General features: G+C 61.9%; 25 protein-coding genes and 1 pseudogene. 13 read left to right on the top strand and 13 right to left on the bottom strand.

Translation table 11 applies throughout. The features are described 5' to 3' along the window. Positions 1-164 precede the first annotated feature (164 nt). Positions 165-1,289 carry a sensor histidine kinase gene (locus BM317_RS13205; RefSeq protein WP_092167177.1) on the top strand — a complete coding sequence of 375 codons (1,125 nt, stop codon included), beginning with the start codon at positions 165-167 and terminating at the stop codon, positions 1,287-1,289. A gap of 96 nt (positions 1,290-1,385) precedes the next feature. Next, on the top strand, positions 1,386-2,477 hold the full coding sequence (locus BM317_RS13200) for an SMP-30/gluconolactonase/LRE family protein (RefSeq protein WP_092474531.1): 1,092 nt from the start codon (positions 1,386-1,388) through the stop codon (positions 2,475-2,477). Between the two features lie 172 nt (positions 2,478-2,649). Here the strand turns inward: BM317_RS13200 and BM317_RS13195 are convergent, their stop codons facing one another. Beyond that, positions 2,650-3,648 carry a LacI family DNA-binding transcriptional regulator gene (locus BM317_RS13195; protein ID WP_092474529.1) on the bottom strand — a complete coding sequence of 333 codons (999 nt, stop codon included), beginning with the start codon at positions 3,646-3,648 and terminating at the stop codon, positions 2,650-2,652. Positions 3,649-3,814: 166 nt separating this feature from the next. Between BM317_RS13195 and BM317_RS13190 the strand changes: the two genes are divergently transcribed. From BM317_RS13190 to BM317_RS13180, 3 genes are all read left to right on the top strand, one after another. Further along, positions 3,815-4,990, top strand: a complete 1,176-nt coding sequence (locus BM317_RS13190) for a Gfo/Idh/MocA family protein (RefSeq protein WP_092474526.1) — start codon at positions 3,815-3,817, stop codon at positions 4,988-4,990. After that, positions 4,987-6,078 (top strand): sugar phosphate isomerase/epimerase family protein, encoded by a 1,092-nt coding sequence (locus tag BM317_RS13185; protein WP_256574141.1) that lies wholly within the window; start codon positions 4,987-4,989, stop codon positions 6,076-6,078. Before BM317_RS13190 ends, BM317_RS13185 begins: the two co-directional genes overlap by 4 nt. Positions 6,079-6,269: 191 nt before the next feature. Further along, entirely contained in the window at positions 6,270-7,502 is a 1,233-nt protein-coding gene (locus BM317_RS13180; RefSeq protein ID WP_092167188.1) for a nucleoside permease, read from the top strand. Between the two features lie 18 nt (positions 7,503-7,520). Here BM317_RS13180 and BM317_RS13175 read toward each other — a convergent pair whose 3' ends face one another. Further along, positions 7,521-8,177: a polysaccharide lyase family 7 protein gene (locus BM317_RS13175; RefSeq protein ID WP_092167191.1), complete on the bottom strand. Its 657-nt coding sequence runs from the start codon at positions 8,175-8,177 to the stop codon at positions 7,521-7,523. A gap of 246 nt (positions 8,178-8,423) precedes the next feature. On the opposite strand from BM317_RS13175, the gene BM317_RS13170 reads away from it, so the two are divergent. Then, the gene (locus BM317_RS13170) at positions 8,424-8,759 is read left to right on the top strand and encodes a hypothetical protein (protein WP_072406748.1); all 336 of its coding nucleotides are present in this window, start codon (positions 8,424-8,426) and stop codon (positions 8,757-8,759) included. 141 nt (positions 8,760-8,900) lie between these two features. Here BM317_RS13170 and BM317_RS13165 read toward each other — a convergent pair whose 3' ends face one another. The 4 genes from BM317_RS13165 to BM317_RS13150 all read right to left on the bottom strand — a co-directional run bounded on the left by BM317_RS13165 (position 8,901) and on the right by BM317_RS13150 (position 13,338). Then, positions 8,901-10,664 carry an L-lactate permease gene (locus BM317_RS13165; RefSeq protein WP_092474523.1) on the bottom strand — a complete coding sequence of 588 codons (1,764 nt, stop codon included), beginning with the start codon at positions 10,662-10,664 and terminating at the stop codon, positions 8,901-8,903. A 293-nt stretch (positions 10,665-10,957) separates the two neighbouring features. After that, a complete protein-coding gene (locus BM317_RS13160; RefSeq protein ID WP_092474521.1) occupies positions 10,958-11,503 on the bottom strand; it encodes a thioesterase family protein in 546 nt (181 codons plus the stop codon). Positions 11,504-11,763: 260 nt separating this feature from the next. Further along, positions 11,764-12,144, bottom strand: coding sequence for a RidA family protein (locus BM317_RS13155; protein ID WP_092167198.1), 381 nt, complete (start codon positions 12,142-12,144; stop codon positions 11,764-11,766). Between the two features lie 240 nt (positions 12,145-12,384). Next, positions 12,385-13,338 (bottom strand): LysR family transcriptional regulator, encoded by a 954-nt coding sequence (locus BM317_RS13150; protein WP_092167200.1) that lies wholly within the window; start codon positions 13,336-13,338, stop codon positions 12,385-12,387. Positions 13,339-13,438: 100 nt separating this feature from the next. On the opposite strand from BM317_RS13150, the gene BM317_RS13145 reads away from it, so the two are divergent. Beyond that, positions 13,439-14,302, top strand: a complete 864-nt coding sequence (locus tag BM317_RS13145) for an aldo/keto reductase family oxidoreductase (RefSeq protein WP_092167203.1) — start codon at positions 13,439-13,441, stop codon at positions 14,300-14,302. Between the two features lie 108 nt (positions 14,303-14,410). Here the strand turns inward: BM317_RS13145 and kefC are convergent, their stop codons facing one another. The 4 genes from kefC to BM317_RS13125 all read right to left on the bottom strand — a co-directional run bounded on the left by kefC (position 14,411) and on the right by BM317_RS13125 (position 18,990). Continuing rightward, the gene (gene kefC / locus BM317_RS13140; protein ID WP_092474519.1) at positions 14,411-16,237 is read right to left on the bottom strand and encodes a glutathione-regulated potassium-efflux system protein KefC; all 1,827 of its coding nucleotides are present in this window, start codon (positions 16,235-16,237) and stop codon (positions 14,411-14,413) included. A gap of 1 nt (position 16,238) precedes the next feature. Continuing rightward, on the bottom strand, positions 16,239-16,760 hold the full coding sequence (kefF, locus tag BM317_RS13135; protein WP_092167207.1) for a glutathione-regulated potassium-efflux system oxidoreductase KefF: 522 nt from the start codon (positions 16,758-16,760) through the stop codon (positions 16,239-16,241). A 176-nt stretch (positions 16,761-16,936) separates the two neighbouring features. Further along, complete coding sequence (locus BM317_RS13130) at positions 16,937-18,283, bottom strand: sensor histidine kinase (protein ID WP_092474517.1); 1,347 nt, start codon at positions 18,281-18,283, stop codon at positions 16,937-16,939. Beyond that, a complete protein-coding gene (locus BM317_RS13125; protein ID WP_092167329.1) occupies positions 18,280-18,990 on the bottom strand; it encodes a response regulator in 711 nt (236 codons plus the stop codon). The genes BM317_RS13130 and BM317_RS13125 overlap by 4 nt, the downstream gene beginning before the upstream one ends. A 383-nt stretch (positions 18,991-19,373) precedes the next feature. On the opposite strand from BM317_RS13125, the gene BM317_RS13120 reads away from it, so the two are divergent. The 4 genes from BM317_RS13120 to BM317_RS13105 all read left to right on the top strand — a co-directional run bounded on the left by BM317_RS13120 (position 19,374) and on the right by BM317_RS13105 (position 22,393). Continuing rightward, a complete protein-coding gene (locus tag BM317_RS13120; RefSeq protein ID WP_092474515.1) occupies positions 19,374-20,162 on the top strand; it encodes an MlaA family lipoprotein in 789 nt (262 codons plus the stop codon). Continuing rightward, positions 20,155-20,391, top strand: coding sequence for a hypothetical protein (locus tag BM317_RS13115; RefSeq protein ID WP_092167214.1), 237 nt, complete (start codon positions 20,155-20,157; stop codon positions 20,389-20,391). Before BM317_RS13120 ends, BM317_RS13115 begins: the two co-directional genes overlap by 8 nt. A 152-nt stretch (positions 20,392-20,543) precedes the next feature. After that, the gene (locus BM317_RS13110; RefSeq protein WP_092167216.1) at positions 20,544-21,845 is read left to right on the top strand and encodes an Nramp family divalent metal transporter; all 1,302 of its coding nucleotides are present in this window, start codon (positions 20,544-20,546) and stop codon (positions 21,843-21,845) included. A 68-nt stretch (positions 21,846-21,913) separates the two neighbouring features. After that, complete coding sequence (locus BM317_RS13105) at positions 21,914-22,393, top strand: VOC family protein (RefSeq protein ID WP_092167219.1); 480 nt, start codon at positions 21,914-21,916, stop codon at positions 22,391-22,393. A gap of 150 nt (positions 22,394-22,543) precedes the next feature. Here the strand turns inward: BM317_RS13105 and BM317_RS13100 are convergent, their stop codons facing one another. Next, positions 22,544-22,945: a RidA family protein gene (locus tag BM317_RS13100; RefSeq protein ID WP_092474513.1), complete on the bottom strand. Its 402-nt coding sequence runs from the start codon at positions 22,943-22,945 to the stop codon at positions 22,544-22,546. 133 nt (positions 22,946-23,078) lie between these two features. Between BM317_RS13100 and BM317_RS13095 the strand changes: the two are divergent. Further along, a pseudogene (locus tag BM317_RS13095) lies at positions 23,079-24,005 on the top strand (LysR substrate-binding domain-containing protein). Between the two features lie 33 nt (positions 24,006-24,038). Then, positions 24,039-24,431, top strand: coding sequence for a GFA family protein (locus tag BM317_RS13090; RefSeq protein WP_092474510.1), 393 nt, complete (start codon positions 24,039-24,041; stop codon positions 24,429-24,431). Positions 24,432-24,620: 189 nt separating this feature from the next. On the opposite strand, the gene BM317_RS13085 is transcribed toward BM317_RS13090, so the two are convergent. Together BM317_RS13085 and BM317_RS13080 are read right to left on the bottom strand one after the other, a co-directional pair. Further along, on the bottom strand, positions 24,621-25,574 hold the full coding sequence (locus tag BM317_RS13085; RefSeq protein ID WP_092167226.1) for an alpha/beta fold hydrolase: 954 nt from the start codon (positions 25,572-25,574) through the stop codon (positions 24,621-24,623). Positions 25,575-25,755: 181 nt separating this feature from the next. Further along, positions 25,756-25,989, bottom strand: a complete 234-nt coding sequence (locus tag BM317_RS13080) for a hypothetical protein (RefSeq protein ID WP_092167228.1) — start codon at positions 25,987-25,989, stop codon at positions 25,756-25,758. Positions 25,990-26,252: the final 263 nt, after the last annotated feature.

Genomic DNA, 26,252 nt, shown 5'->3' with positions numbered 1-26,252 from the left:
TTAGTTATAGGTTGTCGTACGACTAAGGGCTTTTTACCCCATGGGGTGGTAACAGACAAGTTCCCTCGCTACAGCGTATGTCTCGTACATTGTCCGGCGCTTTGCTGTAAAACAAACCTGGCCGCTGTGTCGTTTACAGCCTTGCCCTTTTTGCGGATTAACTCATGCGCCTGGCTGATTTCATTCTCGACAATATCGAGCCGATTCTTCAGGCGTGGGAAGACTTCGCCAAAACCATCACCCCCGCGTCCATTGGCATGGATTCCATTGCCTTGCGCGACCATGCCGAACAGATGCTGCGCACCATCGCCGCCGACCTGCGCACTTCGCAAACGCGCAAGGAGGCGATTGCCAAGTCCCACGGGGAGGCGCTGGCGACGGATACCGAAACCGCCGCCGAAACCCATGCGGTCATCCGCCAGTCCTCGGGTTTTACCGTGGAGCAAATGGTCTCCGAATACCGGGCCCTGCGCACCAGCGTGCTCATGCTCTGGATGCCGCATACGCAGCTGGATCACAAGCAGGTCATGGACGATCTGATTCGCTTCAACGAGGCCGTGGACCAGGCCTTGGCCGAGTCTGTCGTCAGCTACTCCGGGGCGGTGGATGCATCGCGCAACATCTTTCTCGGAATTCTCGGGCACGACCTGCGCAGCCCCTTGGGCGCGATCCTGCTGAGTTCCGAAGTGCTGCTCCGGGCGGGGGACCTGCCCGCCAAAGCCACCAAGATCACTTCGCGCATCTACACCAGCGTAAAGCGCGCCAACAAAATCGTTGGCGATCTGCTGGATTTCACCCGAACCCAACTCGGCTCGGGTATTCCGGTGCGACGCTTCAACGGTGACCTGGTACTGGCCTGCGAGGGCATGGTGGAGGAGGCGCGGGCCTATCATCCGGAAAGCAAAATCATCTTTGAAACGACCGGTGCCCTGGAGGGGCTGTTCGATCAGGCTCGCATGGAGCAGGTCTTCGCCAACCTGATTGGCAATGCCGTCCAGCATGGCACCGAAGGCACGCCGATTACCGTTTCGGTGAGCGCTGAAAAGGATATGGCAGTGATCGCGATCAACAACCAGGGCAAGCCTATCGAGAAAGATGCCATTGCCAGAATCTTCAACCCGATGGTTCGAAATCTGCGTGAAACGCAGTACGGTTCCACGGCCGGGCTCGGACTGGGCTTGCACATCGCTTCAGCGATCGTATCGGCCCATAAGGGCACCATCGACGTGCATTCTAAGGCGCGAGTCGGCACCACCTTTACTGTGCGTATACCGCTGCATCCGGACTGATCGATTGTGCGGATGGGCCTTTTCGTATTCTTGTACGATGTCTTATCACAGGGTAAAACTGTCGTCCCGTCCAATAATAATTAACGGAGACGCACGATGGATGTTTCGCAATCTGCAACCGCCGCCGATCAGGGCCGCCGGGTGTTCCTGAAAAAATCCCTGGTGGTCTCGGCCGCCGCCGCCACCCTTGGCAACTTGCCCGGGCTTGCCCAGGCCGAGCCCTTGAGCCAGCGTTACCCAGACCCGCTGATCAATATCCTTGACCCCAGCTTCATGGACTTGCGCATCTTCAACGCCAGCGTGGAGAAGCTCGCCACCGGCCTGCGTTGGGCAGAGGGGCCAGTGTGGGTCGGTGACGGGCGTTATCTGCTGGTCAGTGACATTCCCAACAACCGCATCGTGCGCTGGGATGAAATCACCGGCGGGCTGTCGGTGTACCGAGAAAATGCCAATTTCTCCAACGGCATGTGCCGCGATCGGCAGGGGCGGCTGCTGGTGTGCGAAGGCTCCACCACCTCCAGCGAAGGCCGGCGCATCACCCGCACCGAGCACAACGGCACCCTCACCGTGCTGGCGGACAGTTTCGAGGGCAAGCCTTTCAACTCGCCCAACGACATCGTCTGCAAGAGGGACGGTTCGGTCTGGTTCACCGACCCGCCGTTCCAGACCGGCAACAACTACGAGGGGCACAAAGTCACGCCCGTCCAGCCCCATGCGGTGTATCGCATCGACGGTGAAACCGGCAAGGTCAGTCGGGTGATCGACGACCTGGCGGGGCCGAACGGGTTGTGTTTTTCCCCGGACGAAAAAATCCTCTATGTGGTCGAAGGCCGGGCCAAGCCCAACCGCTTGATCTGGGCCATCGCCGTCAAAGACGACGGCACCCTGGGCGAGCGGCGCAAGCACATCGAAGGCTTGGATTACGCGGCGATCGACGGGATCAAGTGCGATGAAAGCGGCAATCTCTGGTGCGGCTGGGGCGGCAACGGCGACCCCAAGGCCGACCTGGAAAAGCTCGACGGCGTGCGGGTATTCAACCCCGAAGGCAAGGCCATCGGGCACATCTCCCTGCCGGAGCGCTGCCCCAACGTCTGCTTCGGCGGCCGGGAAGGCAATCGGCTGTTCATGGCCGGCAGCCACTCGTTGTACTCGCTGTTCGTGAATACACGGGGGGCGACGTTTGCCTGATGCAACAACTGATCTTCAGCCTGTTGACCATTGTGGCGAGGGGATTTATCCCCGCTGGGCTGCGAAGCAGCCCTGAGCTCAGTCAACCTCATGAGCCTGATACACCGAGATGCCAGGCTTTAGGGCCGCTTCGCGGCCAGCGGGGATAAATCCCCTCGCCACAGGTTCCTTGTCATGCCAAAGGAGCCGTACTGCCCCGCACCGTCAACTCAAACGGCAACACCACATGCCGTTCGGCAATCGGCTTTTTCTCGATCAGGGCAATCAGCATCTCCACCGCTTTTTGCCCAAAGATCTCGGCGGGCTGCGAAATGGTCGTCAGGGGCGGGTCGCAGTAGGCGGCGAACGGGATGTCGTCAAAGCCCACCAGGGAAATATCCTCGGGCACTCGCAGGCCCATTCGCTTGATGCGCCTGAGGGCGCCGATGGCCATTTCGTCGTTTTCACAGAACAGCGCACTGGGGCGATCAGCCAACGCCAGCATCGCGCCAGCACCGTCGTCACCGGCCTTCAAGGTGAAGTCGCCATGGCAGATCAGACTGGGGTCGACGGCGATGCCGGCCCGGTGCAGGGCATCCTGGTAGCCGGCCACGCGGTCCAGGGTCAGGGGGCTGCTGCGCGGTCCCTTGATGATGCCGATGCGGCGATGGCCGAGGCCGATCAGGTGTTCGGTCATGGCCTGGGCGGCGGCTCGGTTGTCCAGGCTGATAGTCGGGTAGGGGGCACCTTTGACCACTTCGCAGGCGTTGACCAGCGGCAGGCTGTCGGCACCAGTGGGTATCGATTCGAAAGGATCGCTGGCACGCAACTGGATCACCCCGTCGGCCTGGTGGGCGTAGACCAGGGCGGCGAACTCCCGCTCGATCTGCGCCCGACCCTGGGTGTCGCACAACAGCAATCGATAACCCGCCGCCTGCGCCGCCTGTTGCGCGCCACTGATGACCCGGGCGAAAAACGTGTTGGCGATGGCCGGCACCAGGATCACCAGGTTGCCGGTCCGGCGGGAGCGAAACTGCACCGCCATCAGGTTGGGCCGATAGCCGGCCTGTTCCACTGCCGCGTTGACCTTGTCCCGTGTTTCGGGGAGTACCCGCTCGGGCGATTTCAGGGTTCTGGACACCGTGGCCACCGAAACACCCGCCAGCCGGGCCACCTCACGAATGTTGGACAAAATCACCTCGGGGAACAGGGGTACGGTGGGGGAGCTTACCGCAGGTTGAGCGCCTCACAAATATTCAACGGTGAACCCGTTGGGTTTGACACGCGGGGAAACTGAGCCTAGATTTCCGCCATGATGTAACCGGTTACATCGTCATCCTGACAGAAAGAGAATCGCGATGAATCCTGTAGCACCGAAAATAAGAATGGGCTTCGTCGGCGGTGGAGAGGGCGCTTTCATCGGCCAGGCTCACCGTCAGGCCGCGGGCCTGGACGGCGGTTTCGAACTGGTGTGCGGCGCGTTCAGCCGCAACCCGCACAACACTCGGCAGACGGGTACGGCCCTGGGCCTGGCCGCGTCCCGTTGTTATCACGACTGGCAGCAAATGCTCGACACCGAAGCGCTGCTGCCGCTTGACCAGCGCATGGAATTGCTGGTCATCGTCACCCCCAATCATCTTCATGCACCCATCGCCAGCCAGGCCTTGAAAGCCGGTTTCCATGTGTTCAGCGAGAAGCCCGCCGCACTGGACCTCAAGCAATTGCTGGCCCTGCGCGAGGTGCTGCAGGGCAGCCGTTGCCTCTATGGCCTGGCCCACACCTACCTGGGCTATCCCATGGTGTGGCAGGCCCGGGACATGGTGCGCTCGGGCGTGATCGGCCAGGTGCGCAAAGTGCTGGTCGAGTACCCCCAAGGCTGGCTCAGCCAGGATGTCGCCGCCCAGGGCAATAAGCAGGCCGAATGGCGCGACGACCCCGGCCAGTCCGGCCTGGGCGGTTGCATCGGCGACATTGGTACCCATGCGTTTTCCCTGGCCGAGTTCGTCGCGGACCAACCGATCCAGCAACTATGCGCGGCGTTGGGCACGCACATTCCGGGGCGGCAACTGGATGACGATGCGGCGATGTTGTTCAAGATGGCGGGTGGCGCCAGCGGTGTGTTGATCGCAAGCCAGGTCTGCACCGGCGAAGAGAACCCGCTGAAGCTTCGCGTCTACGGCGACAAGGGCGCCTTGGAATGGCGCCAGGAAGAGCCGGCAAGCCTGATCCATCGCGCCTTCGACCAGCCTTTGCGCACCCTGCGTAGCGGTCTCGGCCAGCCGTGGCTGTGCGCGGCGGCCACGCGGCGCATGCGTCTGCCGGCCGGGCATCCCGAGGGCTACCTGGAAGCCATGGCCAACCTCTACGGCGATTTCGCCCACGCCATTCGCAGCCATGTCGAAGGCCCCGACGCCCCGGGCGTACCGGGCATCGAGATCGGCTTGCGTGGCATGGCGTTCATCGAGGCCGCCATCCTCAATCACCGTGGCGACGCGAAATGGACCACCGTGCAAACCGGAGCATCCCTGTTGTGAATACCCTCGACAAGACACCCAGCGGCCTGCGCGGCCCGGGCATTTTCCTGGCGCAGTTCATGTCCGCCGAAGCCCCGTTCGACACCCTGGCCAACATCGCCCAGTGGGCCGCTTCACAAGGCTACAAGGCCATTCAACTGCCGACATCGGGCACGCAATACATTGACCTGGCCCGGGCCGCCGAGAGCCAGGTCTATTGCGATGAGCTCAAGGCCACCTGTGCCCAGGCCGGTGTCGAGATCAGCGAGTTATCGACGCACCTGCAAGGCCAGTTGGTGGCGGTGCACCCGGCGTTCGACGCGCTGTTCGATGACTTCGCCCCGGCCCATTTGCGTGGCCAGCCCCAGGCGCGGACCGAGTGGGCGATCGAGCAACTCAAGCTGGCCGCCCGCGCCAGCCAGCGGCTGGGTCTCAAGGCCCATGCGACGTTTTCCGGCGCGCTGCTGTGGCCGTATCTCTACCCCTGGCCGCAGCGGCCGGCGGGCCTGGTGGAGCAGGGGTTCGCCGAACTGGCCCGACGCTGGTTGCCGATTCTCGATTGTTTCGACGCGGCGGGGGTGGACCTGTGCTACGAGATCCACCCCGGCGAAGACCTCCACGACGGCGCCTCGTTCGAACGTTTCCTGGAGGCGGTCGATCATCACCCACGGGCGGCGATTCTCTACGACCCCAGTCATCTGCTGCTGCAACAGATGGACTACTTGGGCTTCATCGACCGATATCACGCACATATCCGCATGTTCCACGTCAAGGACGCCGAGTTCCGCCCCGATGCCCGTTCGGGGGTGTACGGCGGCTACCAGGGCTGGGTCGATCGTCCCGGGCGGTTCCGTTCCCTGGGGGATGGCCAGATCGATTTCAAATCGATCTTCAGCAAGCTGACCCAATACGATTTCAGCGGGTGGGCGGTCCTGGAGTGGGAATGTTGCTTGAAGGATTCACAACAGGGCGCCGCAGAAGGGGCGGCGTTCATCCAGCGGCACATGATCAGCAAGACCCGTAAGGCGTTCGACGATTTCGCCAGCGTCACGGCGGATGAGGATTCCAACCGGCGGTTGTTGGGCTTGCCCCCAATGCCGATGAGATAACCCTGTGGCGAGGGGATTTATCCCCGTTGGGCTGCGAAGGAGTCCTAAACCCTGGCATCCCGGTTCGCCCAGGTTGATTGAGTCGACTGTTTTTTGGGGCTGCTTCGCAGCCTAGCGGGGATAAATCCCCTCGCCACAGGAGCTCTGCAAAACTCCATTTTCACAAGAACAACAATAAAACGGTGACGCTCATGACCACGATGAATGCACGCCTCAGCGTGATGATGTTCCTGCAGTTCTTTATCTGGGGTGGCTGGTTCGTCACCCTCGGCACCTTCCTGTCCAGCACGCTGGGCGCCAGCGGGGGGCAGATCGGCATGGCGTTCTCCACGCAATCGTGGGGGGCGATCATTGCGCCGTTCGTCATCGGCCTGATCGCCGACCGTTTCTTCAACGCCGAACGGATCCTGGCGGTGTTGCACCTGCTCGGCGCGGTGTTGCTGTATCAGCTGTATTCGGCGGCGGATTTCAGCGTGTTCTACCCGTACGTGCTGGTGTACATGGTGGTCTACATGCCGACGCTGGCCCTGGTCAATTCCGTGGCCTTCCGGCAGATGCGCGATCCGGCGCTGGAGTTCTCCCGCATCCGGGTGTGGGGCACGATTGGCTGGATCGTCGCGGGCGTGGTGATCAGCTTCGTGTTCGCCTGGGATTCGCGCGAAGCGATCGCGGCAGGCGGCTTGCGCAATACGTTCCTGATGGCGGCCATCGCGTCCCTGGTCCTGGGGCTCTACAGCTTCACGCTACCGGCCACGGCGCCGCTCAAGGAACAGGCCAGCGTGGGCGGCGTCAAGCAACTGCTGGGGCTGGACGCGTTGGGTCTGTTGAAGGATCGCAGCTACCTGGTGTTCTTCATCGCCTCGATCCTGATCTGCATTCCCCTGGCGTTCTATTACCAGAATGCCAACCCGTTCCTGGCTGAAACCGGGATGACCAACCCAACGGCGAAAATGGCCATCGGGCAGGTCTCGGAGGTGTTGTTCATGCTGCTGTTGCCGCTGTTCATCCAGCGCTTCGGCATCAAGCTGGCATTGTTGGTGGGCATGTTGGCGTGGGCGCTGCGCTACGTGTTGTTCGCCTACGGCAATAACGGCGACCTGGCGTTCATGCTGTTCACCGGCATTGCCTTGCACGGCATCTGCTACGACTTCTTTTTTGTCTCGGGGCAGATCTACACCGACGCCAAGGCACCGGAGCGCTTTCGCAGCTCGGCCCAGGGCCTGATTACCCTGGCGACCTATGGTGTGGGGATGCTGATCGGCTTCTGGGTGGCGGGGCAGGTGACCGATCACTTTGTCGTGGCGGGCGGTCATGACTGGCAGAGCATCTGGCTGTTCCCGGCCGGTTTTGCGCTGCTGGTATGGGTCTGCTTCCTGTTTACCTTCCGTGGCCAGCAGGCGCTTGTTGCGCCGTCAAAGGCTTGAAGCAGGGCTGGGCGTCAGTCATTTGTGGCTGACGTCCAGTTTGGTGTAGGTCACTTTCCCGCCTTCGTTGGAATAACCCTTGTTGTCCAAGGTGTAGACACCGGCCTTGAAATAGAAGTTATAGCCGTACCAGGACGGGTCCAGTTTCACCTGTTTGCCACTGTTGCCGATCAGCACCGAGAGCTTGCCTTGCTTGTCCATCTGCAGCGAATAGGAGAAGGCCTTGTTCAGCGGCACGTTTGGCACGGTGTAGATCACCGGGCTTTTCTTGTCCTTGGGCTTGACCCGGTATTCCACGTCGATATTGCCGGTGCCCTTGGTGTAGCGGTACACCAGTTTCAACAACGGCGTGGGGGCATCCTTGGCGTGGATCTGCGCCACCACCACCCGGCCTTCGGAAGGCACCTGGTTCACCGCCAGGGTGCCCTTGAGGGTATTGGTGCCGCTGTTATAGCGCCAGTTGCGCAGCTTGCCGTCCTTGCCGGTTTCCCGCAGCTCGGAGCGCGGGTACTCGCTTTTACCGGTATGGGAACCGGTGACCGGCGCCCAGAAGACGATCCGCTGGCCGTTATTGTCGAAATACTTGTTTTTCAGGGTCGGCATGGCTTTGGTCGCCACGACCTGCGCCGGCGTTTGCACCGGCAGGGTAATGTTCCAGACAGTCAGGTCAATCATGATAAAACCCTCCAACGGGACCGGCCGCTACCTGGCGGCCGTCAAGACAGAAACTGCCTTCCGTGGCGCAGTTTTCATGTTATCGACAAGGGCCTGTTTCGCTGGAGGCGTACCTGACGGATGGCTCTGCGGCGAGCCTTTCAGGCACTGAATTGGGCGGATTAGGGTGTGTCAATTTATTGCTGATCGGTTAGAGTACGCGCCGCCCGAGAGACGGATCCCGGGCGTCTTCCCATGGAGCGTCAAATGAATCACATCAGCAAAGTTGTCGCCTGCACACTGTTGGGCCTGGCCCTGGCGGGTTGCACCGGCACCCCGATGAAAACCCAGCAATACGACAGCAGCCAATACACCGTTGTCGGCCACAGTGAAGCCAAGGCCACCGGCCTGCTGCTGTTCGGCCTGATCCCGATCCGCCAGAACAACCGTTTCGTACGCGCACAGACCGCGGCGATCAAGGCCAAGGGCGGCGACGCCATGATCAACACCCAAGTCCAGGAAAACTGGTTCTGGGCCTGGGTCCTGACCGGCTACACCACCTCGGTGTCCGGTGACGTGGTCAAGCTGAAAAGCGTTCAGTAACACCGTTGTTTTGATCGTTCCCACGCTCCGCGTGGGAATGCCGCCCGGGACGCTCCGCGTTCCGTTAAGCGTGACGCAGAGCGTCAGTGGATGCATTCCCACGCGGGAGCGTGGGAACGATCAATCATGCCCGATCCTCTGTCACTGTCCTCCCACCACCATATGCGTGAACGGCGCCACATACGCCTGCAACGTCACCAGCCCGCCCACCAGAATCGCCAGCACCACCGAGTGGAAAAACACGTAGCGCAGGATTTCGCCTTCGTGACCGTACCAACGGGTCGCGGTGGAGGCGACCACGATCGACTGCGCGTCGACCATCTTGCCCATCACCCCACCGGAACTGTTGGCCGCGGCCATCAACACCGGGCTGATGCCCAATTGCTCGGACGTGACCCGTTGCAAGCCGCCGAACAACACGTTGGAGGCGGTGTCCGAGCCGGTCAGCGCCACGCCGAGCCAGCCCAGCAGGGTGCCGAACATGGGGTAGAAAATGCCCGTGGCGGCGAAGGCCAGGCCCATGGTCGCATCCAGGCCCGAATACCGCGTGAGGAACCCCAGGGCCAACATCGCCACAATGGTGATCAGCGAGTAGCGCACCACCCAGAGCGTTCGCAGGTAGTGGTGCAGCAGTTGCGGAATGGAATAGCCCATCAGCAAGCCACCGAGAATCGCGGCCAGGAAGATGCCGCTGCCCGTGGCGGTGAACCAGTTGAACTTGTAGACCGCTTCCTCGGTTTTAGGCTGGGGCACCACGGGCGGGACTTTTTCGATCTGCTGGTGAATGGTGCCGAAGGTCACCAGGGGCGAGAAGATCGGATTGGCCTCGCGCATCGGCTTGCCTTGGGGGTCAAGCTTGGCTGATTGGGTCTGCGGGTCCAGCGCCGGACGGGTGTCGAACAGGTTCTTGAAGCCCTGGGTGCCCCAGGCGAACACGAACACCGTGAGGATGATCCACGGCATCCAGGCCCGTCCCACGGCGGGGCGGGTGTCGCTGGAAAACGCCGCGCTGGCGGTGGGTTTTTCATCCTCGCTGGCGTCGATCTTCGAGTTGTCGACCCGCCCGGACAGCGCGGCGGAGGTGTGCACCGTGGCCGGCTTCCAGACCTTGAGGAAACCGGTGAGGCAGGCCATGGAAATCAGCGCGGCGATGACGTCCACCAGCATCGGCCCGTGGTAGTTCGACACCAGGAACTGCGGGATGGCGAAGCTGACCCCGGCCACCAGGATCGCCGGCCAGACTTCCAGCATCTTGCGCCAGCCGGCGAAAGCCCAGATCAACCAGAACGGCACCAGCACCGAGAAAAACGGCAACTGCCGACCGACCATCATCGACAGCTCCATTTCATCCAGCCCGGTGACTTTGGCCAAGGTGATGATGGGCGTGCCCAGGGCGCCGAAGGCCACGGGCGCGGTGTTGGCGATCAGCGCCAGACCCGAGGCGGCCAAGGGGGAAAAACCCAGCCCGATCAGGATCGCCCCGGTCACCGCCACCGGTGTGCCGAAGCCCGCCGCGCCCTCAAAAAACGCGCCGAAGCAAAAGGCGATCAACAGCAGTTGCAGGCGCCGGTCGTCGGTGATGCGCGCGAGGGAGTCCTGCAGGACCTTGAACGAACCGTTCTCGGTGGTCAGCCGGTGCAGGAAAATGATGTTGAGCACGATCCAGCCGATGGGCAGCAGGCCGTTGGCCGCGCCATAAAGCGCCGCCGAACCGGCCATGCCAGCGGGCATGCCGAAGGCGAAAATCGCGATCAGCAAGGCCGAGGCCAGGGCCAGCAAGGCCGCCAGGTGTGCCTTGACATGAAAGAACGCCAGGGACGCCAACATCACCACCACCGGAACCGCCGCCAGGAGCGTGGACAGCACCGCATTACCGAAGGGATCGTAGACTTGTTGCCAGACCATGTTCCACCTCTGCTTTTTATTGTTGGAAGTGCAGGCCCCAGGGGGGATTGGCAGAGAAGTATAGGCGGGGATTTGTTCAGCGATTGCCCACCGACCCCCTGTGGCGAGGGAGCTGCTCCCGCTGGGCTTCTGTAGGCGCTGGCGAAGCCTGATCTTTTGTTCTTTCGCTTGAGATTGTAGGAGCTGGCGAAGCCTGCGATCTTTTGTTCTTTACGCTTGAGATTCAAGTGTCTGGGGAAAGATCGCAGCCTCGTTGCACTCGTCAGCTCCTACGCAGCTCCTACGGGCGCGGATCAGCGCTCACCTTCCTCCAGGCGAAGCCCGAGGCTCAAGCTATCGCAGCTTTGCGACCAGGCGACCAGCCAGTCGGGTATGGCTGGCGACTGTTCGGCCAGGCCCAGCCCGCGGATGAACTCAGCCGGTGCAATCGTGCCTTTGGCCGAGCGGAACAGGCCGCGCATGATCACCACTCCGACCACACGTCCCTGGCTGATGAAACGGTGCTCCATGAACGTCCATTTTTCGTCCCAGCCGAGCAGACGGGTGTGCACCTCGAACGCCTCGAACAGTTTCAATTCCCGCCTGAACTTGCCCCAGACATCCCCCACGATCGGCACCGCCCGGTTGCGCAACGCCACTTTGTAGGCGCCGCTGCGCAGCACGTAATCCATGCGTCCCACATCGGCCAACGTGAAGTAACGTCCGTTGGTGACGTGGCGATTGAGGTCCAGGTCCAGCGGCCATACCCGCATGCGCACCACCGTGGTGCCCAAGGGCGCCGCCGGCTTGCGCCACGGGCGGCGGAACAGCATCAGCAACAGTCGGAACCAGAGATTCATAAGTAAGCCGTGAAGAGGGAAAACGGCGCACTTTAGACCCCGTGCAGGGAGCGGGCTAGGTGCGAAAATGACGATTTGCGTGGCAATCGCGCATTTGGGGCATGTTCGAGCGGCTTTTGTGGCAGCGAGCTTGGGCCCGCTGTGTGGCGAAGCCGCCCCAAGAGTTTGTGTTGAAACAAAGAACCTGGGCCTGCTGCGCAGCCCAGCGGGGATAAATCCCCTCGCCACAAAGGAGTCGTGTCTGTTGGAGCGTGGTCAGTTCAGCCCTTCGCCGCCATCGCGGTTACTTCCACTTTCATGCCTTCAACCGCCAGCGCCGCCACACCCACCGCCGCACGCACCGGCCAAGGCTTGGCGAAGAAACGTTTGTAGACCTCGTTGAATGCGGCGCGGTCAGCCATGTCGGTCAGGTAGATGGTCAGGTGCAGGACCCGGTCCATTGAGCTGCCGGCGCCCTCCAGGGCGTTCTTGAGGGCTTGCAGTGTGCATTCACTCTGCCGGGTGATGTCACCCAGTTCCAGGCTGCCGTCGGCGTGGGTGGGGATTTGCGTGGAAATCAGCAGGCCACCGAAACCGGCGACGTCGGAGGAAATGGAGTCCGCATCCGGATCTGGAATAAACGTGATGTCTGGGTTGCTCATGCAAAGCCTCATGCTGGAAAAGAAAAAGGACCGCCGCAGTTTACCGTCCCTTGCTGCGGCGTTCCTGCATTCCTTTATCCGCATAGGACTGCGCCGCCGCGGGGCTGCGAATCAAAACCAGATGCAACGGCAGAGGCGTCAGCGGCGGCATCGTTCCCACAATGGATTTGTGGTGGGGCGGGATTTTCAGCTACACAGCCGAACCCCTGTGGGAGCGAGCTTGCTCGCGATAGCGGTGTATCAGCTTGCGAGGATGTTGGCTGTGCTGACGCCATCGCGAGCAAGCTCGTTCCCATACCGTTGCGCATTGATGAAGTCCACGAACGCCCGCAGCGGCGAGGGCAGGTAGCGGCGACCGGGGTAGTAGAGGAAGGGCCCGGTGAAGCGTTGCCACCAGGGTTCGAGCACTGGTTCGAGGACACCGCTGTCCAGGTACGGTCGCAGCCAGTCTTCGAACAGGTAGACGATGCCCAGACCGTCTACAGCGGCTTGCACCGACAGGTCCACCGCACCGCCAATGCGCGTGATCAACGGGCCGCTCGGGTCGACGCTAATGGTTTCGCCGTCACGCTCATACTCCCACAGCGGCATGGCGCCGCTGGGGAACTTGCCCCGCAGGCACGCGTGTTCCAACAGGTCCCTGGGATGTTCCGGCCTGCCCCGGGCATCGAGGTACGCCGGTGCGGCGGCCGTGGCGAAGCGCTGGAAGCGGGGGCCGATGGGGATGGCGATCATGTCCTGCTCAAGGCGTTCGTCGTAGCGAATGCCCGCGTCACAGCCGGCCGCGAGCATGTCGACGAAGCTCTCTTCGGTGATCACTTCCAGGCGGATGTCGGGATAGCTGTTCAGGAACGGCGTGATGATCGCCGGCAACACCAGCCGGGCCGCGCTGACCGGCACGTTCAGCCTGAGGGTGCCCGAAGGACGGTCGCGAAAGTCGTTGACCACGTCCATCGCCGCTTCGACCTCGCCCAGGGCCGGGACGATGCGTTCCATCAACCGGGCACCGGCCTCGGTCGGTACCACGCTGCGGGTGGTGCGGTTGAGCAGGCGCACGCCGAGCCGGCTTTCCATTCGGCGTACGGCATCGCTGAGGCTCGACGCGGACTTGCCGCTCACCCGGGCGCCTTCACGAAAGCCCTTCCCATTGACCACGGCCACAAAGGCCAGCAAATCTTGAATATCCGTTGCCATTGTTCTCTCCGCCGTACAGCCCGTGCCGATTGCACCTGATTATCAAGGGAATGGTCAACGCCTATAGTCGGCCCACTCACATTGATCCGAGGGCGACGAGATGAACATTGCAAGCAAGGCAGGCAGCTTTTTACTGGGCGATCGCACGGTCAATCGCATGGGCTACGGTGCGATGCAGTTGGCGGGGCCCCAGGTCTTCGGCCCGCCCAAAAACCCGACGGCCGCCATCGCCGTGCTGCGCGAAGCCTTGGCGAGCGGGATCAACCACATCGACACCGCCGATTTCTACGGGCCCCATGTCACCAACCAACTGATCCGCGAAGCGCTGCACCCTTATGCCCAGGACCTGGTCATCGTGACCAAGGTCGGTGCCGTGCGCGGTGCCGATGCGTCCTGGAACCCGGCCCACAGCCCCGCCGAGCTGACCCGGGCGGTCCACGACAATCTGCGCAACCTGGGCGTGGAGGTCCTGGACGTGGTCAACCTGCGAGTGTGGGGCGATCTGCATTCGCCCACGGAAGACTCCATCGAAGAGTCGTTCACGACACTGGCACAGTTGCAGAGCCAGGGCCTTATCCGTCACCTGGGCCTGAGCAACGTCACGGCCACGCAGGTCAAGCAGGCCCAGGGCATTGCCAAGGTGGTGTGCGTGCAGAACCACTACAACCTGACCCATCGCGACGACGAACACCTCATCGCCGACCTGGGCCGGCAGGGCATCGCCTACGTGCCGTTCTTCCCCTTGGGCGGCTTCACACCGTTGCAGTCGCAAACCCTTTCCAGCGTGGCGGCGCGCTTGCAGGCGTCACCGCTGTGCGTGGCCCTGGCGTGGCTGCTGCAACGTGCGCCGAACCTGCTGCTGATTCCCGGCACATCGTCCCTGGCGCACCTGCGGGAAAACCTCACGGCGAGTGAGCTGAAGATCCCAGCGCCGATGCTCGCTGAGCTGGATGCATTGGTCTAGTGGCCTGAAAGACCAGCGTCTCGCCAGCATCGGCGCTGAACGGGGGGTCAGCGCCAGCGCCAACTTGCAGCCGATGTCCGGCGCAAGTTCGGGCGCGTATGACGCCGGTCAACCCGGCGTCTTGTCGGTTTCGTTGCGATGGTGTTCCGGCCAGCTGTCGACGGGGTGGGCACGGTCTTCGTTGAACATTTCCGTGAGCAGCGCATTGGCACGTCGGTAGGCGTCGTGGCGGAACTTGAGGTCGTCTTCCGGCTGGGCGACGATCTCCTCCAGCATCTTGAGGTTCAGCCGCCGGAACTGATCCGCCCGTTCACGCGCTTCGTAAGCCCCGACCCCCATGTGCTCCAGCGCACTGCGACCCAATGCCAGCGCGCTCTCGAAGGTTTCCCGCTCGGCCGCCTCCACGCCCATCTGCCGCAGGGTGATGAGGTGGCCCATGTCCCGCGCCCGCACGATCAGTTGCAACGCGGGGAAGTGCTCCTGGGCCAGCCGGGTCAGCGTCAGGTTGTCTTCCTGATTGTCGATCGCGTTGATCAACACCACCGCTTGGGCCGCGCCGGCCGCATGCAGCAAGTCGAGGCGCGTGGCATCGCCATAAAAGACTTTCACCCCGAACTTGCGCAGCGTCTCGATGTTGTCAGGGTCGTGATCCAATACCACCACCTCGACGCCGCAGGACATCAACAGGCGTCCGGCGATCTGCCCGAAGCGGCCGAACCCGGCGATGATCACCCGCGGGTTCTGTTGGTCGACGAGGTCGGATTCGCGTTTGTTTTTCCGGGTGACGGACTCGAAGCGATCCAGCAGCAGGATCAGCAAGGGCGTCAGGCACATGGACAAGGCCACCGCCAGGGTCAGGCTCTTGCCCCATTGATCGGTCAAGATGCCGGCCACGGTCGCCGCGCCAAACACCACGAAGGCGAACTCGCTGCCCTGGCCCAGCAACACCGCCTGCCAGGAGCGCTGGCCAGCGGGGACGTTGAGGAACCGGCCCGCCATCTTGATCACCAGCAGCTTGATCAGGATGAAACCCAGGGTCAGGGTGATGACTTTCAGCGGTGCGTTGACCAGGGTGCCGAAGTCGATCGACATGCCGACGCCGATGAAGAACAGACCCAACAGTAAGCCCTTGAACGGCTCGATGTCGCTTTCCAGGGCATGTCGGTACTCGGAACTGGCCAGCAGCACCCCGGCGAGGAACGCGCCCATGGCCATCGACAGGCCGGCTTCCTCCAGCAGAAAGCCGAAGCCGAACACCAGAAAAAGCGCGACGGCACTGAAAATCTCCCGCAGGCCTGAGCGTGCGGCGAAGCGCAGCAGCGGGCGGGTCAGGTAGCGCCCCAACAGCACGACGATGGCGATGGCGGCGACGATTTTGCCAATCGATAGCAGCAGCGCGGTGCCCGAAGGTGTGTTGCCGTGGGCCGACAACAACGGGATCATCGCCACCAGCGGAATCGCCGCGATGTCCTGGAACAGCAGCACGGCAAAGCTGCTGCGCCCGACTGCGGTGGCGGTCAGGTTGCGTTCGCTCATGGCCTGCATGGCGATGGCCGTGGAAGACAGGCTCAGGGTCAGGCCGACCAGCAACGCTGCCGTCCAGTTCAGGCCCAAGGCCGTGCAGAACAACCCAATGGCAGCGCCACAGGCGAGCATCTGCAGGGCACCGCCACCAAACACCATCCGGCGCAGGGCCCAGAGTCGCTTGGGGTCGAGCTCCAGGCCGATGATGAACAGCATCAACACCACGCCGATTTCAGCGAACTCCAGGATGGCCTTGACGTCGGTAATCAGCTTCAGCCCCCACGGGCCGATGATGCATCCGGCCAGTAGATAACCCAACACCGGGCCCAGGCCGAATCGAACGGCAATCGGTACGATCAGCGTCGCCGAGGCCAGGTAGATGAGCATTTCAATCAGGCTGTGAGTTTCCACTTCAATCTTCCTTCCAGGCGGCCAGGCGAGCGGCATAGTGTTCGATTTGGGCGTGTTGGGCGTCCGCTTCGGCGGCATAGGCGCCATGCACGACGACCGGCTCCAGCCAGCGCATGCCGCAATAGATGGCCGTGGCGTGGAGGGGTTGGGCCAACGCGGCAAAACCTGGGTAGTCGCCGATCTGGAAATGTCCCTGATCGCCGCCGGTGGTCACGGCCCACAGCAGGCGCTTGTCCTTGAGAACCGTGGCGCCTTTGCCATAGGCCCAGCCGTGGGTGAAGACTTTATCGATCCACAATTTCAGCAAGGGCGGAGAGCTGTACCAGTACATCGGGTGCTGGAGGACGACCAGCTCTGCTTGTTCCACCGCACGCTGTTCCGCCTCGACGTCGATGTCGAAGTCGGGATACAGCGCATAGAGCGAACGTATGACCACGTCCGGATGGCTGGATGCTCGCTTGAGCATCTGCTGGTTGACCCGCGATTTGTCGGGGTAGGGGTGCGCATAAATGATAAGAATCATCGGTGAATTCCTTGGTTTGGCTCCGTCGATTCTTGTCTGTCGTGGGCGCGAACGATGGCGCTGGGTCGGGCGATACAAACAAGAGCGCCTTCCCGGGGCGGGGGCAGGCCGGAAAGGCCGGACATCCTACCGAGGAAGGCGCCGATTGTTTAGCGCGGATCGACACATCGGGGCCTTCAGTCAAGCGGCAGCGAGACCCTGGCCTCCAATCCGCCACCCTTGCGATTGCGCAGGGTCAGCGTCCCGCCATGCTCCAGCACCGTCGCCCGGGCCGCCGACAGGCCGAGCCCGACGCCGCCGGTGTGCTTGTTGCGAGAACCTTCGATACGAAAGAACGGCGTGAAGACCTGCTCAAGGTATTGGGCGGCGATGCCCGGCCCTCGGTCGAGGATGCGAATATCCACACGGTGGGCGTCGGCTTCGAGTCGAACCGTCGGCTCGCCACCATATTTGATCGCGTTGTCGATCAGGTTGACCAAGGCACGCTTGATGCCGATGGGCCGACCGACATACACCAAGCGCTGGGCACCTTCGAACCCAACTTCGGTGCCGGCGTCCTTGAGGTCATCGACGAGGGTGTGCAGCAGTTCGGCCAGGTCGAACGCGGTGGCATGTTCGAGCCGGGCATCGTCGCGGAAGAACTCCAGGGCTGAGTTGACCATCGCCTGCATTTCATCCACGTCCCTGAACAGGCGCGATTGCTGCTCGGCATCCTCGATGAACTCCCCGCGCAGGCGCATGCGAGTCAGCGGTGCGCGCAAGTCATGGGAGATGGCGGCGAGCATCTGGGTGCGGTCCTGCAGGAAGTGCTTGAGCTGGGCCTGCATGGCGTTGAACGCGAGGATCGCCTGGCGGATTTCGTGGGGGCCGATGACCGGAATCGGTGGCGCCTGATGGTCGACGCCAAAGCGTCGGGCGCCTTCGGCAAAGCGTTCCAGCGGTGCCGCCAGGTGCCGGGTGGCGATCAGCGCGACGATCAACGTCGAGAGCAGGATCAGCGCGATGATGATCCCGTTGCGCGCCCATTCGCCCAGCCCCCAACTGCGCGAGGGCACGGAGAAAATCACCCATGAATGGTCGGCCAATTCGATGATCACCGCGTAGCGCGCATCCGGTTGGTCGGCCGGCCAGTCCCCCGGTTCGTAGGCTTCGATCCGGGCATCCGGCCGGCCCAATTGCTGGCGCAGGAGCGCCGAACCTTCACTGAACTCCGGGTCGTCGATCACCGGCAGGCGCGCCTCTTCATGCCGCTGCAACCAGTGCGCGTTGAACGCCTGGTCGCTGGCGGCCGCGGCAATCGCGGGGCGTTGTTCGGGGGCGACGGAGTCGATGATGCGGGTGATGGCGGCGGCCTTTTCCATCAGGCCGGTTTCCATCAGGGGAGGGCGTGCCCAGGCACCGGCCAGCAGGCTGAACAGTTCGTTGAGGGCCAGCAAGGTCAGCATGGCGATCATGGTGGTCAGGGCGATCCAGCGCGCCACCGTGTCCCGTGGACGTTGAGTGCCCGAGCGCGCGGGTTTCATCGCTTCACCACGTGAGGGCTGAACAGGTAGCCGCTGTTGCGCACGGTGCGGATCATCGACGTCCCGGTGATGTCGGTCTCCAATTTGCGCCGCAGGCGGCTGACCTGGACGTCGATGCTGCGGTCGAACGCCTCGAAGGTTTCGCCGCGGGCCAGGTCCAGCAACTGTTGGCGAGTCAGCACCCGGCGCGGGTGTTCGGCAAACACCAGCAGCAGTTCGAACTCGCCGGTGGACAGCGGGATCATGACCTTGTCCGGTGAGCGCAACTCGCGGCGGGTGACGTCCAGTTGCCAGTTTTCGAACTCCAGGATGGGCCGGGAGGCGTCCCTCAGCGCCTCCCTGGTTTCACCGGTGCGCCGCAGCACGGCACGCACCCGGGCCAGCAGCTCCCGCGCATCGAAGGGCTTGGTCAGGTAATCGTCCGCCCCCAGCTCCAGGCCGACGACGCGATCACTCAACTCGCCCATGGCGGTGAGCATGATGATGCCGACCGTATGCTCGGCCCGCAGCCGTTGGCACAGCACCAGCCCGTTGTCGCCCGGCAACATGACGTCGAGGATGATCAGGTCCGGCACCTGGCGTTCCACCGCCTGCCACAGGGCGTTGCCGTCGGCGGCCACATCCACGCTGTAGCCATGTTGTTCGAGGAACTTGCGCAAGAGGGCGAGGACTTCGAGGTCATCGTCCACCAGTAATAAATGGCTCACGGTGGGCACGCAGGGTAATGAATACAGGAGGGGATACTAGGGTCAATCCAGGGCCCGCGTCATATATTTCAACCCGGTAATAAAGTTGCCGGCGGGCAATATTCCGGAAATCTGCGGGCAAGAAAACGGCGGCAGGATGGCCTCAATGTCGGTCAGTAAAAGATAGCCGGTCCCACACAGAACCTGTGGCGAGGGGATTTATCCCCGCTGGGTTGCGAAGCAGCCCCAAAACTGTCGATTCAATGAACCAGACACACTGGGATGTCTGGTTTGAGGGTCGCTTCGCAACCCAGCGGGGATAAATCCCCTCGCCACAAGAGCTGTGTCTGGCACCGTTTCTTAGTTGATTGGCAGCATCCCATTCCTCGCCGAGATCACCCTGTATGCCGATCACCAAGCCCGCTCCGTTGTTCGTTCGATCCACCGTCGTGGTTGTATTGGCGGCACTCGCCAGCGGTTGCTCCAGTACGCCCGCTGCAACGCCGGGCTCGTGTGAAAGCGCGACCTACAACGTTTACGATCCCGCAGAACCGGTCAACCGTGGCATATTCGCGTTCAACCGAACCGTGGATGACTATGCGCTGGCCCCGGTGGCCCGTGGTTATCGCAAGCTGCCGGAGATGTTCCAGGCCGGCGTCCACAACTTCGTGGCGAACTTCGGCGAGCCCAAGGTGTTCATCAACGACCTGCTGCAAGGCAATGGCCAACGCTCGGTCAATACACTGGGGCGGTTCGTCATCAACACCACCGCGGGCATCGTCGGGCTGATCGACGTGTCGGGCAAGCTGGGCATCGAGCGCCACAACGCCGATTTCGGCCAGACCTTCGGCGTCTGGAACCTTGCCCCCGGCCCCACCATGGAACTGCCGCTGCTGGGCAGCGCCAACCTGCGGGACGCGACGGGCAAGGTGTTGAGTTTTGCCGTCGACCCGTTCGGCGACAACAGCAGCACCGTCGACACCCTGGGCACGATCAACACCGTCGGCGGCGTTGTCGATGGCCGTGCCGAGGCATTGCCCCTGACCGACGCGTTGCAGGCCGAACCGGATTACTACGTGGCGCTTCGCGATGCCACGGCGCAGCGGCGTGCCGATTTTGTCGCGCAGGGCAAGTTGGGCGCGGTGATGGAGGACAACCCGCAGTGTCGGGATGGAGGCGTCGCGGATGAATAACCAGGTGTTGGTCTTGCATCGGCGAATGCGCTTGCTCGAGCCGGATGTATTGCACTGTCGTGAAGTTGAATTGCGCTTGGCCGAGGATGGTCGCCATGTGCTGCTCAACCGTTATGTCGAGTTGTATCGCCATGAACACGTCAGTTGGTGCGCCATCCAGCAGCATCGGGTGCCGTTGGCGAAGATGGTGCGCTGGTTGGTCGATAACGGCGAGCAGGTGAAGGATTAGTGGCAATTTGCTCTTGAATACAGCGGTATCTCGGGGGGGAGGTCATGAAACATTTTTACATAATTACGCATGAATAATGGTTGTACGACGTCGTATCTAGTATGTTCGACTGTGGCCGTTTCTCACAAAAAAAATAAACGGAGATTCCATCCATGACGAGCATTCCTTCCGCTGAAGGCAAGGTTGCGACGCCCGTGCAAGGCCGTTTCGTGCGCCTGCTCAAGCTTCTCGGCCCCGGCATCATTGCCGTTCTTTCCTGGCTGGGCGCTGGCGACCTGATCACCTCATCCGTGGCGGGGGCGAACTACGGCTACGCAATGATGTGGGTGCTGGCGGTCTCTCTGCTGCTGCGCTATCTGATCGTCAACATCATCGCGCGCTTCCAGCTCTGCAATAACCAGGGCATGACCATCCTGCAAGGCTATGCCCAGCTCAATCCGTTTTTCGCCTGGTTCCTGCTGGTGTATGCGCTGCTCATGGGGCATCTGATGAATGCCTACATGATCAAGGGTGCTGGCGAAGCCCTGGCCATGTTGCTCAAGGTCGACTATCCACTGCTGTGTTCGGTGGCGGTGGTCTTGGCGGTGTGGATGCTCGTCGGGCGCAATATCTATTCGATGATCGAAGGCGTGATGAAAGGCCTGCTGGCGATCATGACGCTGGCGTTCCTGGCCCTGGCAGTGATGTCCGGCCCGGATGTCGCAGGCATCGTCAAAGGCACCATCGGCTTCAGCATTCCGCCCGACGAAGGCGTGCACGGCGCGCTGCTGGTGGCCGTTTCGGTGATCGGTGCGGTGGCCGGCTCCATCGCGAACTTCGTCCATCCGTATGTCATGCGCCAGAAGGGCTGGGTGGGGCCTGAACACAAGCGTATCCAGCGTAACGACCTGCTGTTTGCGGTGTTCGTCGGGATCATCATCAACCTGGCGATCTGGATCGTCGGTGCGGAAATCCTGCGACCCAACGGCATCGAGGTCAAAACCCTGGGCGATCTGGGCAAGGCCCTGGAAATGTTTTTCGGCTCGATCGGTTGGTACGTGTTCTTTATCGGTGTGTTCGCCACGCTGTTCGCCAGCATCTCCGGCAAGACCACGGCGTTTCCGATGCTGATCACCGATGCCTTCCAGCACGTGCGGCCCGAGCGCCGGGAGCGCTACGGCAAGGAATTCCACCATGATCCAATGCACAAATGGTTCATGCTGTTCATTCTCGTGACGCCGTTGATCTGGTCGCTCCCTGGCATGCCGGATTTCGTCACGCTGACCATCGGTGTCAACGCGCTGAATATCGTCGGCTTGCCGGTGATTTCCCTGGGCCTGCTGATCATGTCCAACCAGAAGTCACTGCTGGGCAAGGAATATCGCAACAACCTGTTCGAGAACATCGCGCTGATGTTTGCCACGGGCCTGGCGTTGTGGGTCGCGTTCCAGCTGGGGGTCGATCTGTTTACCTGAGGCCCGGCCATCTGCAACTTTCGGGGGACTGCTAGACTTTATCGTCCAGTCCCTTTCGGAGAAGCGGAATGAACAATAAAAACAGGATCTGCCTCTGGTACGACGGCAGTGCCCACGAAGCTGCGCAGTTCTACGCCAAAACGTTTCCCGACAGTGCGGTGAACGCCGTCTATCAGGCCCCGAGCGATTATCCGTCGGGCAAGGAGGGGGATGTGATCACGGTGGATTTCACGGTGATCGGCATCCCGTGCATTGGCCTCAACGGCGGGCCGGTGTTCAAGCACAGCGAGGCCTTTTCATTCCAGATTGCAACTGAAGACCAGGCCGAAACGGACCGCTTGTGGAACGCGATCATCGACAACGGCGGCCAGGCCAGTGCCTGTGGCTGGTGCAAGGACAAGTGGGGCTTGTCGTGGCAGATCAGCCCGCGTGTGTTGCTTGAAGCGGTCGCCAGTCCTGACAAGGCCGTCGCCAAGCGGGCCTTCGAGGCCATGATGACAATGACCAAGATCGACATCGCGGCGATTGAAGCAGCGGTGAAGGGTTAGCCGGCGCAGCACTTCCATTCCCTTGTGGGAGTGAGCTTGCTCCCACACTGGATCGTTGGTGGCTTCGATTTTTCGGCCTGTCCAAATCCCCTGTGGGAGCGAGCTTGCTCGCGATGGCGTCGACACATTCAACGCGCAAAGCTCAGTTCATCACGAGGTGGCCTCAGGCAACCTGGCAATCACCTTGATCTCGAACTGAAAACCATACAACCACGTCACGCCCACCGCCGTCAGTGTCGGATGCGGCGCGCTGCCCCAGAATTCGGGCACAACGCTCCAGATCCGTTCGAAGGTCGACTCGGGATCGACCATGAACACCGTCACATCCACCACATCGTCAAAGCTGCAGTCGGCCGCGGCGAGGATCGCCTTCAGGTTGTTGAACGCCAGCCGCACCTGAGCCTCAAGGTCGGGTTCCGGCGAACCGTCGGCGGTGCTGCCGACTTGCCCCGACACGAACAGGAAACCATTGGAACGAATCGCCGGTGAATAGCGATTGCGCTCATACAGTGCCTGGCGTCCGAGCGGAAAAACTACATCGCGCTGTGTCATGAAATACCTCCATCAAAAAGTGGGTCCCAAAGGATGAATTCACTCTAGGGGCTTGTGTCCGGGGGATAAACGAGCAACCTTGGCGATCACTGTTTGTAAACTCCAAACAATCGGATCGATACCTGGGGTAGAAATGGATCGTTTTGATGCGATGCAAGCATTCGTGCGAGTCGTGGAGGCGGGCAGCTTCACCAAGGCGGCTGAAACCCTGCACATGAGCAAGACCACCGTGACCCAATTGGTGCAGCAGCTCGAGGCACGGTTGCGGGTCAAGTTGCTCAACCGCACCACGCGCAAGGTCAATGTCACCGCCGACGGTGCCCTTTATTACGAACGGGTGATCCGTTTGCTGGCCGACATGGACGATGCCGAGACCAGCGTCTCCAGCGCCCAGGCGCTACCCCGCGGGCGCCTGCGGGTGGATGTGCCAAGCCCGCTGGCAGTGATGATCCTGGTACCGGCCCTGCCGGCGTTCTATGAACGCTATCCGGACATCCAGATCGACATGGGCGTCAGTGATCGCATTGTCGACATGATCGATGAAAGTGTCGATTGCGTGGTGCGCGGCGGTGAGCTGACGGATCAGTCGCTGGTGGCCCGACGCGTCGGCGATCTCGCCCTCGGCGTCTTCGCCGCCCCGAGTTACCTGGCACGGTTCGGCCGGCCCGCGCATCCGCGCGAATTGGAAGATTCGCACCATCGCACCGTGGGTTTCCTGTGGGCGCGCACCGGTAAATCCTTGCCTTACGCCATGCGCCGTGGCAGTGAGCTGCTTCACGTCAAAGGGCGCTACGCCCTGGCCATCGACGACGGCAACGCCTACCTCGCCGCCGGTCTGGCGGGGCTGGGCGTGCTCTGGTTGCCGGCGTACATGTCCCGGCGTCACCAGGCGCAAGGCGAGTTGGTGCAGTTGTTCGAAGACTGACACCTCGACCCGATGCCGCTCTACGTGGCTTACCCTCCGAACCGCCACGTCAATGCCAAGCTGCGGGTGTTCATCGATTGGGTGGCGGAATTGATGGCGCAGCATGCACCTGTCATTGACCGACCGGTTTCGTGAAGTTTGTCTGTCCAGTTGTAGAGGAGATGCACAATGAACCCATTCACCGGCGGTTGCCTATGCGGCAATGTTCGACTTGAAGCCTCAGGACGCCCGTATCGCGTCGGCCTCTGTCATTGCCTGGACTGTCGCAAGCATCACGGGGCACTGTTCTACGCGGCGGCCGTGTTTCCCCAGGATGCGGTGACGATCGAGGGTGAAACCCGGGACTACGCCGGGCGATTTTTCTGCCCTCGCTGTGGCTCGTCACTGTTTGCCCGCTCTGGCGACGAAATCGAAGTTCACCTGGGCACCCTGGATGCGCCGAATCAACTGATGCCCACCTACGAAAGTTGGACCGTGCGCCGTGAATCCTGGTTGCCGGCGTTTCCGCTCAACCGATGCTATGCCCATGATCGTGAGGGTACGGGGCGGTCTGAGGAATAGATGCAAGGTGTTCCACCGTCATCGCGAGCAAGCTCGCTCCCACAGTTGATCCGGGATGTACGCCATGTCTGGAGTCACAACCGACCCCCTGTGGGAGCGAGCTTGCTCGCGATGACGGCAGCCCATTCAACACCCATGCAAGCAGGCCCGCCGCTTTCGCGAGCAGGCCCCTCACAACCGATCCAGGTGTTATTCCTTGAGGAAGGTCAGCAGATCCTGGTTCAGGCGGTCCTTGTGCGTCTCGGTCAAACCGTGCGGTGCGCCAGGGTAGACGATCAGTCGGGCGCCTTTGATCAGCGCCGCCGAGGCCCGGCCTGCTGCGTCGATGGGCACGATCTGATCGTCATCGCCATGGATGACCAGGGTCGGCACGTCGAACTTCTTCAAATCGCCGCGGAAGTCTGTCGCCGAGAACGCCGCAATCGAGTCATAGGTATTCTTGCTTCCACCCTGCATGCCCTGCACCCAGAACGATTGGATCAGCCCCTGGGAGGGTTTGGCACCCTTGCGGTTGTAGCCGTAGAACGGGCCCGAGGCGATGTCCAGGTACAGCTGCGAACGGTTCTCCAGGGACGCCTTGCGCAGGCCGTCGAACACCTCGATAGGCAAGCCGCCGGGGTTGGTGTCTGTCTTGAGCATCAACGGTGGCACCGAAGAAACCAGCACGGCTTTCTTCACCCGACCGGTACCGTGGCGGCCGATGTACCGCGCCACTTCACCACCCCCCGTCGAAAAGCCCACCAGCGTCACGTTCTTGAGGTCCAGCGCTTCAATCACCGCCGCCAGGTCGTCGGCGTAGTGGTCCATGTCGTTGCCTTCCCAAGGCTGGCTGGAGCGACCATGACCGCGACGGTCGTGAGCAATCACCCGATAGCCTTTCGAGGCGAGGAACATCATCTGGCCTTCCCAGCTGTCGGAGTCCAGCGGCCAGCCGTGGCTGAAGGTCACGACCTGGCCATCACGCGGGCCCCAGTCCTTGTAATACAGCTGAACGCCATCCTTGGTGGTGATGTAACTGGCAGACTGGATCACGCTGCCGACAGCGGATGCGCTTGCAGCGGCCTGGACCGGCGACGCGGCCTCGGCGCTGAGGGTGGCCAAAGCCAGGGTCGCGACAGCCAGGGTGCGGTTGAAGGTGTTCATTGTGTCTCTCTCCATAAGGTCGGTTTGATCTGCGGCGATCGTCATCGATCGCGTTGGTGGGCAGATTAGAGAGAGAGGCCGATGACGAGAACGGCGTGGGCATCGATAGCAACTATAGGAAAATCGGATAGCTGCGTTTCGCTGCGGTTGCCGTGATCAGTGGTGGCGCCTGAAGTCGCCCTCAACCAAAAGAGGGCATCGGCCCCAACGAATTAAAGATCCACACGACCACCGCTACGGCCGCCAGCACAGCAACCACAATGCTGATAAACACCCATTTAAGGATTTTCAAGCCTTTCGACGGCTGGGACGTGGCGGCGAAAGCCTCTTCCGAGAGCCTCATTTTTTCGGCGCAGCGCGGACAAGCAGCGTTTTCGTCAGGAATGACGGACCTGCATTGATCACAGATTTTCATGGGGCGAGGCTCATAAGAAGGGGTGGCCCATCATGGGCGGTGATGATGCGTTGAAACGACCGGGGATCGATAGGATTCATGTGGGCTGGGTCGCAGGGAGGAGGGCGCAAGGGGAGCGCCGCGTATCCGGTCGCGCTGATCCTACACCAAGGTCCGGAGGCTGCTAAGGGGTGGAATGTGGACTGCGTCAACTGTCAGGCAAGTGTTTGGGTCTATGCTTACCTTGCCCCTCTTGAATCAGGCCCCCCCATGCACGAACACCG

Origin of the sequence: Pseudomonas sp. NFACC24-1, assembly GCF_900115235.1 — a bacterium.
Taxonomy (GTDB): Bacteria; Pseudomonadota; Gammaproteobacteria; order Pseudomonadales; family Pseudomonadaceae; genus Aquipseudomonas; species Aquipseudomonas fluorescens_AA.
This window is presented reverse-complemented; position numbering and strand designations above follow the sequence as displayed.

What these genes read in the sequence shown, in the direction of transcription:
- BM317_RS13205 (WP_092167177.1), top strand. Translation starts at nt 165, where the DNA reads ATGCGCCTGGCTGATTTCATTCTCGACAATATCGAGCCGATTCTTCAG.
- BM317_RS13200 (WP_092474531.1), top strand. Translation starts at nt 1,386, where the DNA reads ATGGATGTTTCGCAATCTGCAACCGCCGCCGATCAGGGCCGCCGGGTG.
- BM317_RS13190 (WP_092474526.1), top strand. Translation starts at nt 3,815, where the DNA reads ATGAATCCTGTAGCACCGAAAATAAGAATGGGCTTCGTCGGCGGTGGA.
- BM317_RS13180 (WP_092167188.1), top strand. Translation starts at nt 6,270, where the DNA reads ATGACCACGATGAATGCACGCCTCAGCGTGATGATGTTCCTGCAGTTC.
- BM317_RS13175 (WP_092167191.1), bottom strand. Translation starts at nt 8,177, where the DNA reads ATGATTGACCTGACTGTCTGGAACATTACCCTGCCGGTGCAAACGCCG.
- BM317_RS13170 (WP_072406748.1), top strand. Translation starts at nt 8,424, where the DNA reads ATGAATCACATCAGCAAAGTTGTCGCCTGCACACTGTTGGGCCTGGCC.
- BM317_RS13165 (WP_092474523.1), bottom strand. Translation starts at nt 10,664, where the DNA reads ATGGTCTGGCAACAAGTCTACGATCCCTTCGGTAATGCGGTGCTGTCC.
- BM317_RS13160 (WP_092474521.1), bottom strand. Translation starts at nt 11,503, where the DNA reads ATGAATCTCTGGTTCCGACTGTTGCTGATGCTGTTCCGCCGCCCGTGG.
- BM317_RS13155 (WP_092167198.1), bottom strand. Translation starts at nt 12,144, where the DNA reads ATGAGCAACCCAGACATCACGTTTATTCCAGATCCGGATGCGGACTCC.
- BM317_RS13150 (WP_092167200.1), bottom strand. Translation starts at nt 13,338, where the DNA reads ATGGCAACGGATATTCAAGATTTGCTGGCCTTTGTGGCCGTGGTCAAT.
- BM317_RS13145 (WP_092167203.1), top strand. Translation starts at nt 13,439, where the DNA reads ATGAACATTGCAAGCAAGGCAGGCAGCTTTTTACTGGGCGATCGCACG.
- kefF (WP_092167207.1), bottom strand. Translation starts at nt 16,760, where the DNA reads ATGATTCTTATCATTTATGCGCACCCCTACCCCGACAAATCGCGGGTC.
- BM317_RS13130 (WP_092474517.1), bottom strand. Translation starts at nt 18,283, where the DNA reads ATGAAACCCGCGCGCTCGGGCACTCAACGTCCACGGGACACGGTGGCG.
- BM317_RS13120 (WP_092474515.1), top strand. Translation starts at nt 19,374, where the DNA reads ATGCCGATCACCAAGCCCGCTCCGTTGTTCGTTCGATCCACCGTCGTG.
- BM317_RS13115 (WP_092167214.1), top strand. Translation starts at nt 20,155, where the DNA reads ATGAATAACCAGGTGTTGGTCTTGCATCGGCGAATGCGCTTGCTCGAG.
- BM317_RS13110 (WP_092167216.1), top strand. Translation starts at nt 20,544, where the DNA reads ATGACGAGCATTCCTTCCGCTGAAGGCAAGGTTGCGACGCCCGTGCAA.
- BM317_RS13105 (WP_092167219.1), top strand. Translation starts at nt 21,914, where the DNA reads ATGAACAATAAAAACAGGATCTGCCTCTGGTACGACGGCAGTGCCCAC.
- BM317_RS13100 (WP_092474513.1), bottom strand. Translation starts at nt 22,945, where the DNA reads ATGACACAGCGCGATGTAGTTTTTCCGCTCGGACGCCAGGCACTGTAT.
- BM317_RS13090 (WP_092474510.1), top strand. Translation starts at nt 24,039, where the DNA reads ATGAACCCATTCACCGGCGGTTGCCTATGCGGCAATGTTCGACTTGAA.
- BM317_RS13085 (WP_092167226.1), bottom strand. Translation starts at nt 25,574, where the DNA reads ATGAACACCTTCAACCGCACCCTGGCTGTCGCGACCCTGGCTTTGGCC.
- BM317_RS13080 (WP_092167228.1), bottom strand. Translation starts at nt 25,989, where the DNA reads ATGAAAATCTGTGATCAATGCAGGTCCGTCATTCCTGACGAAAACGCT.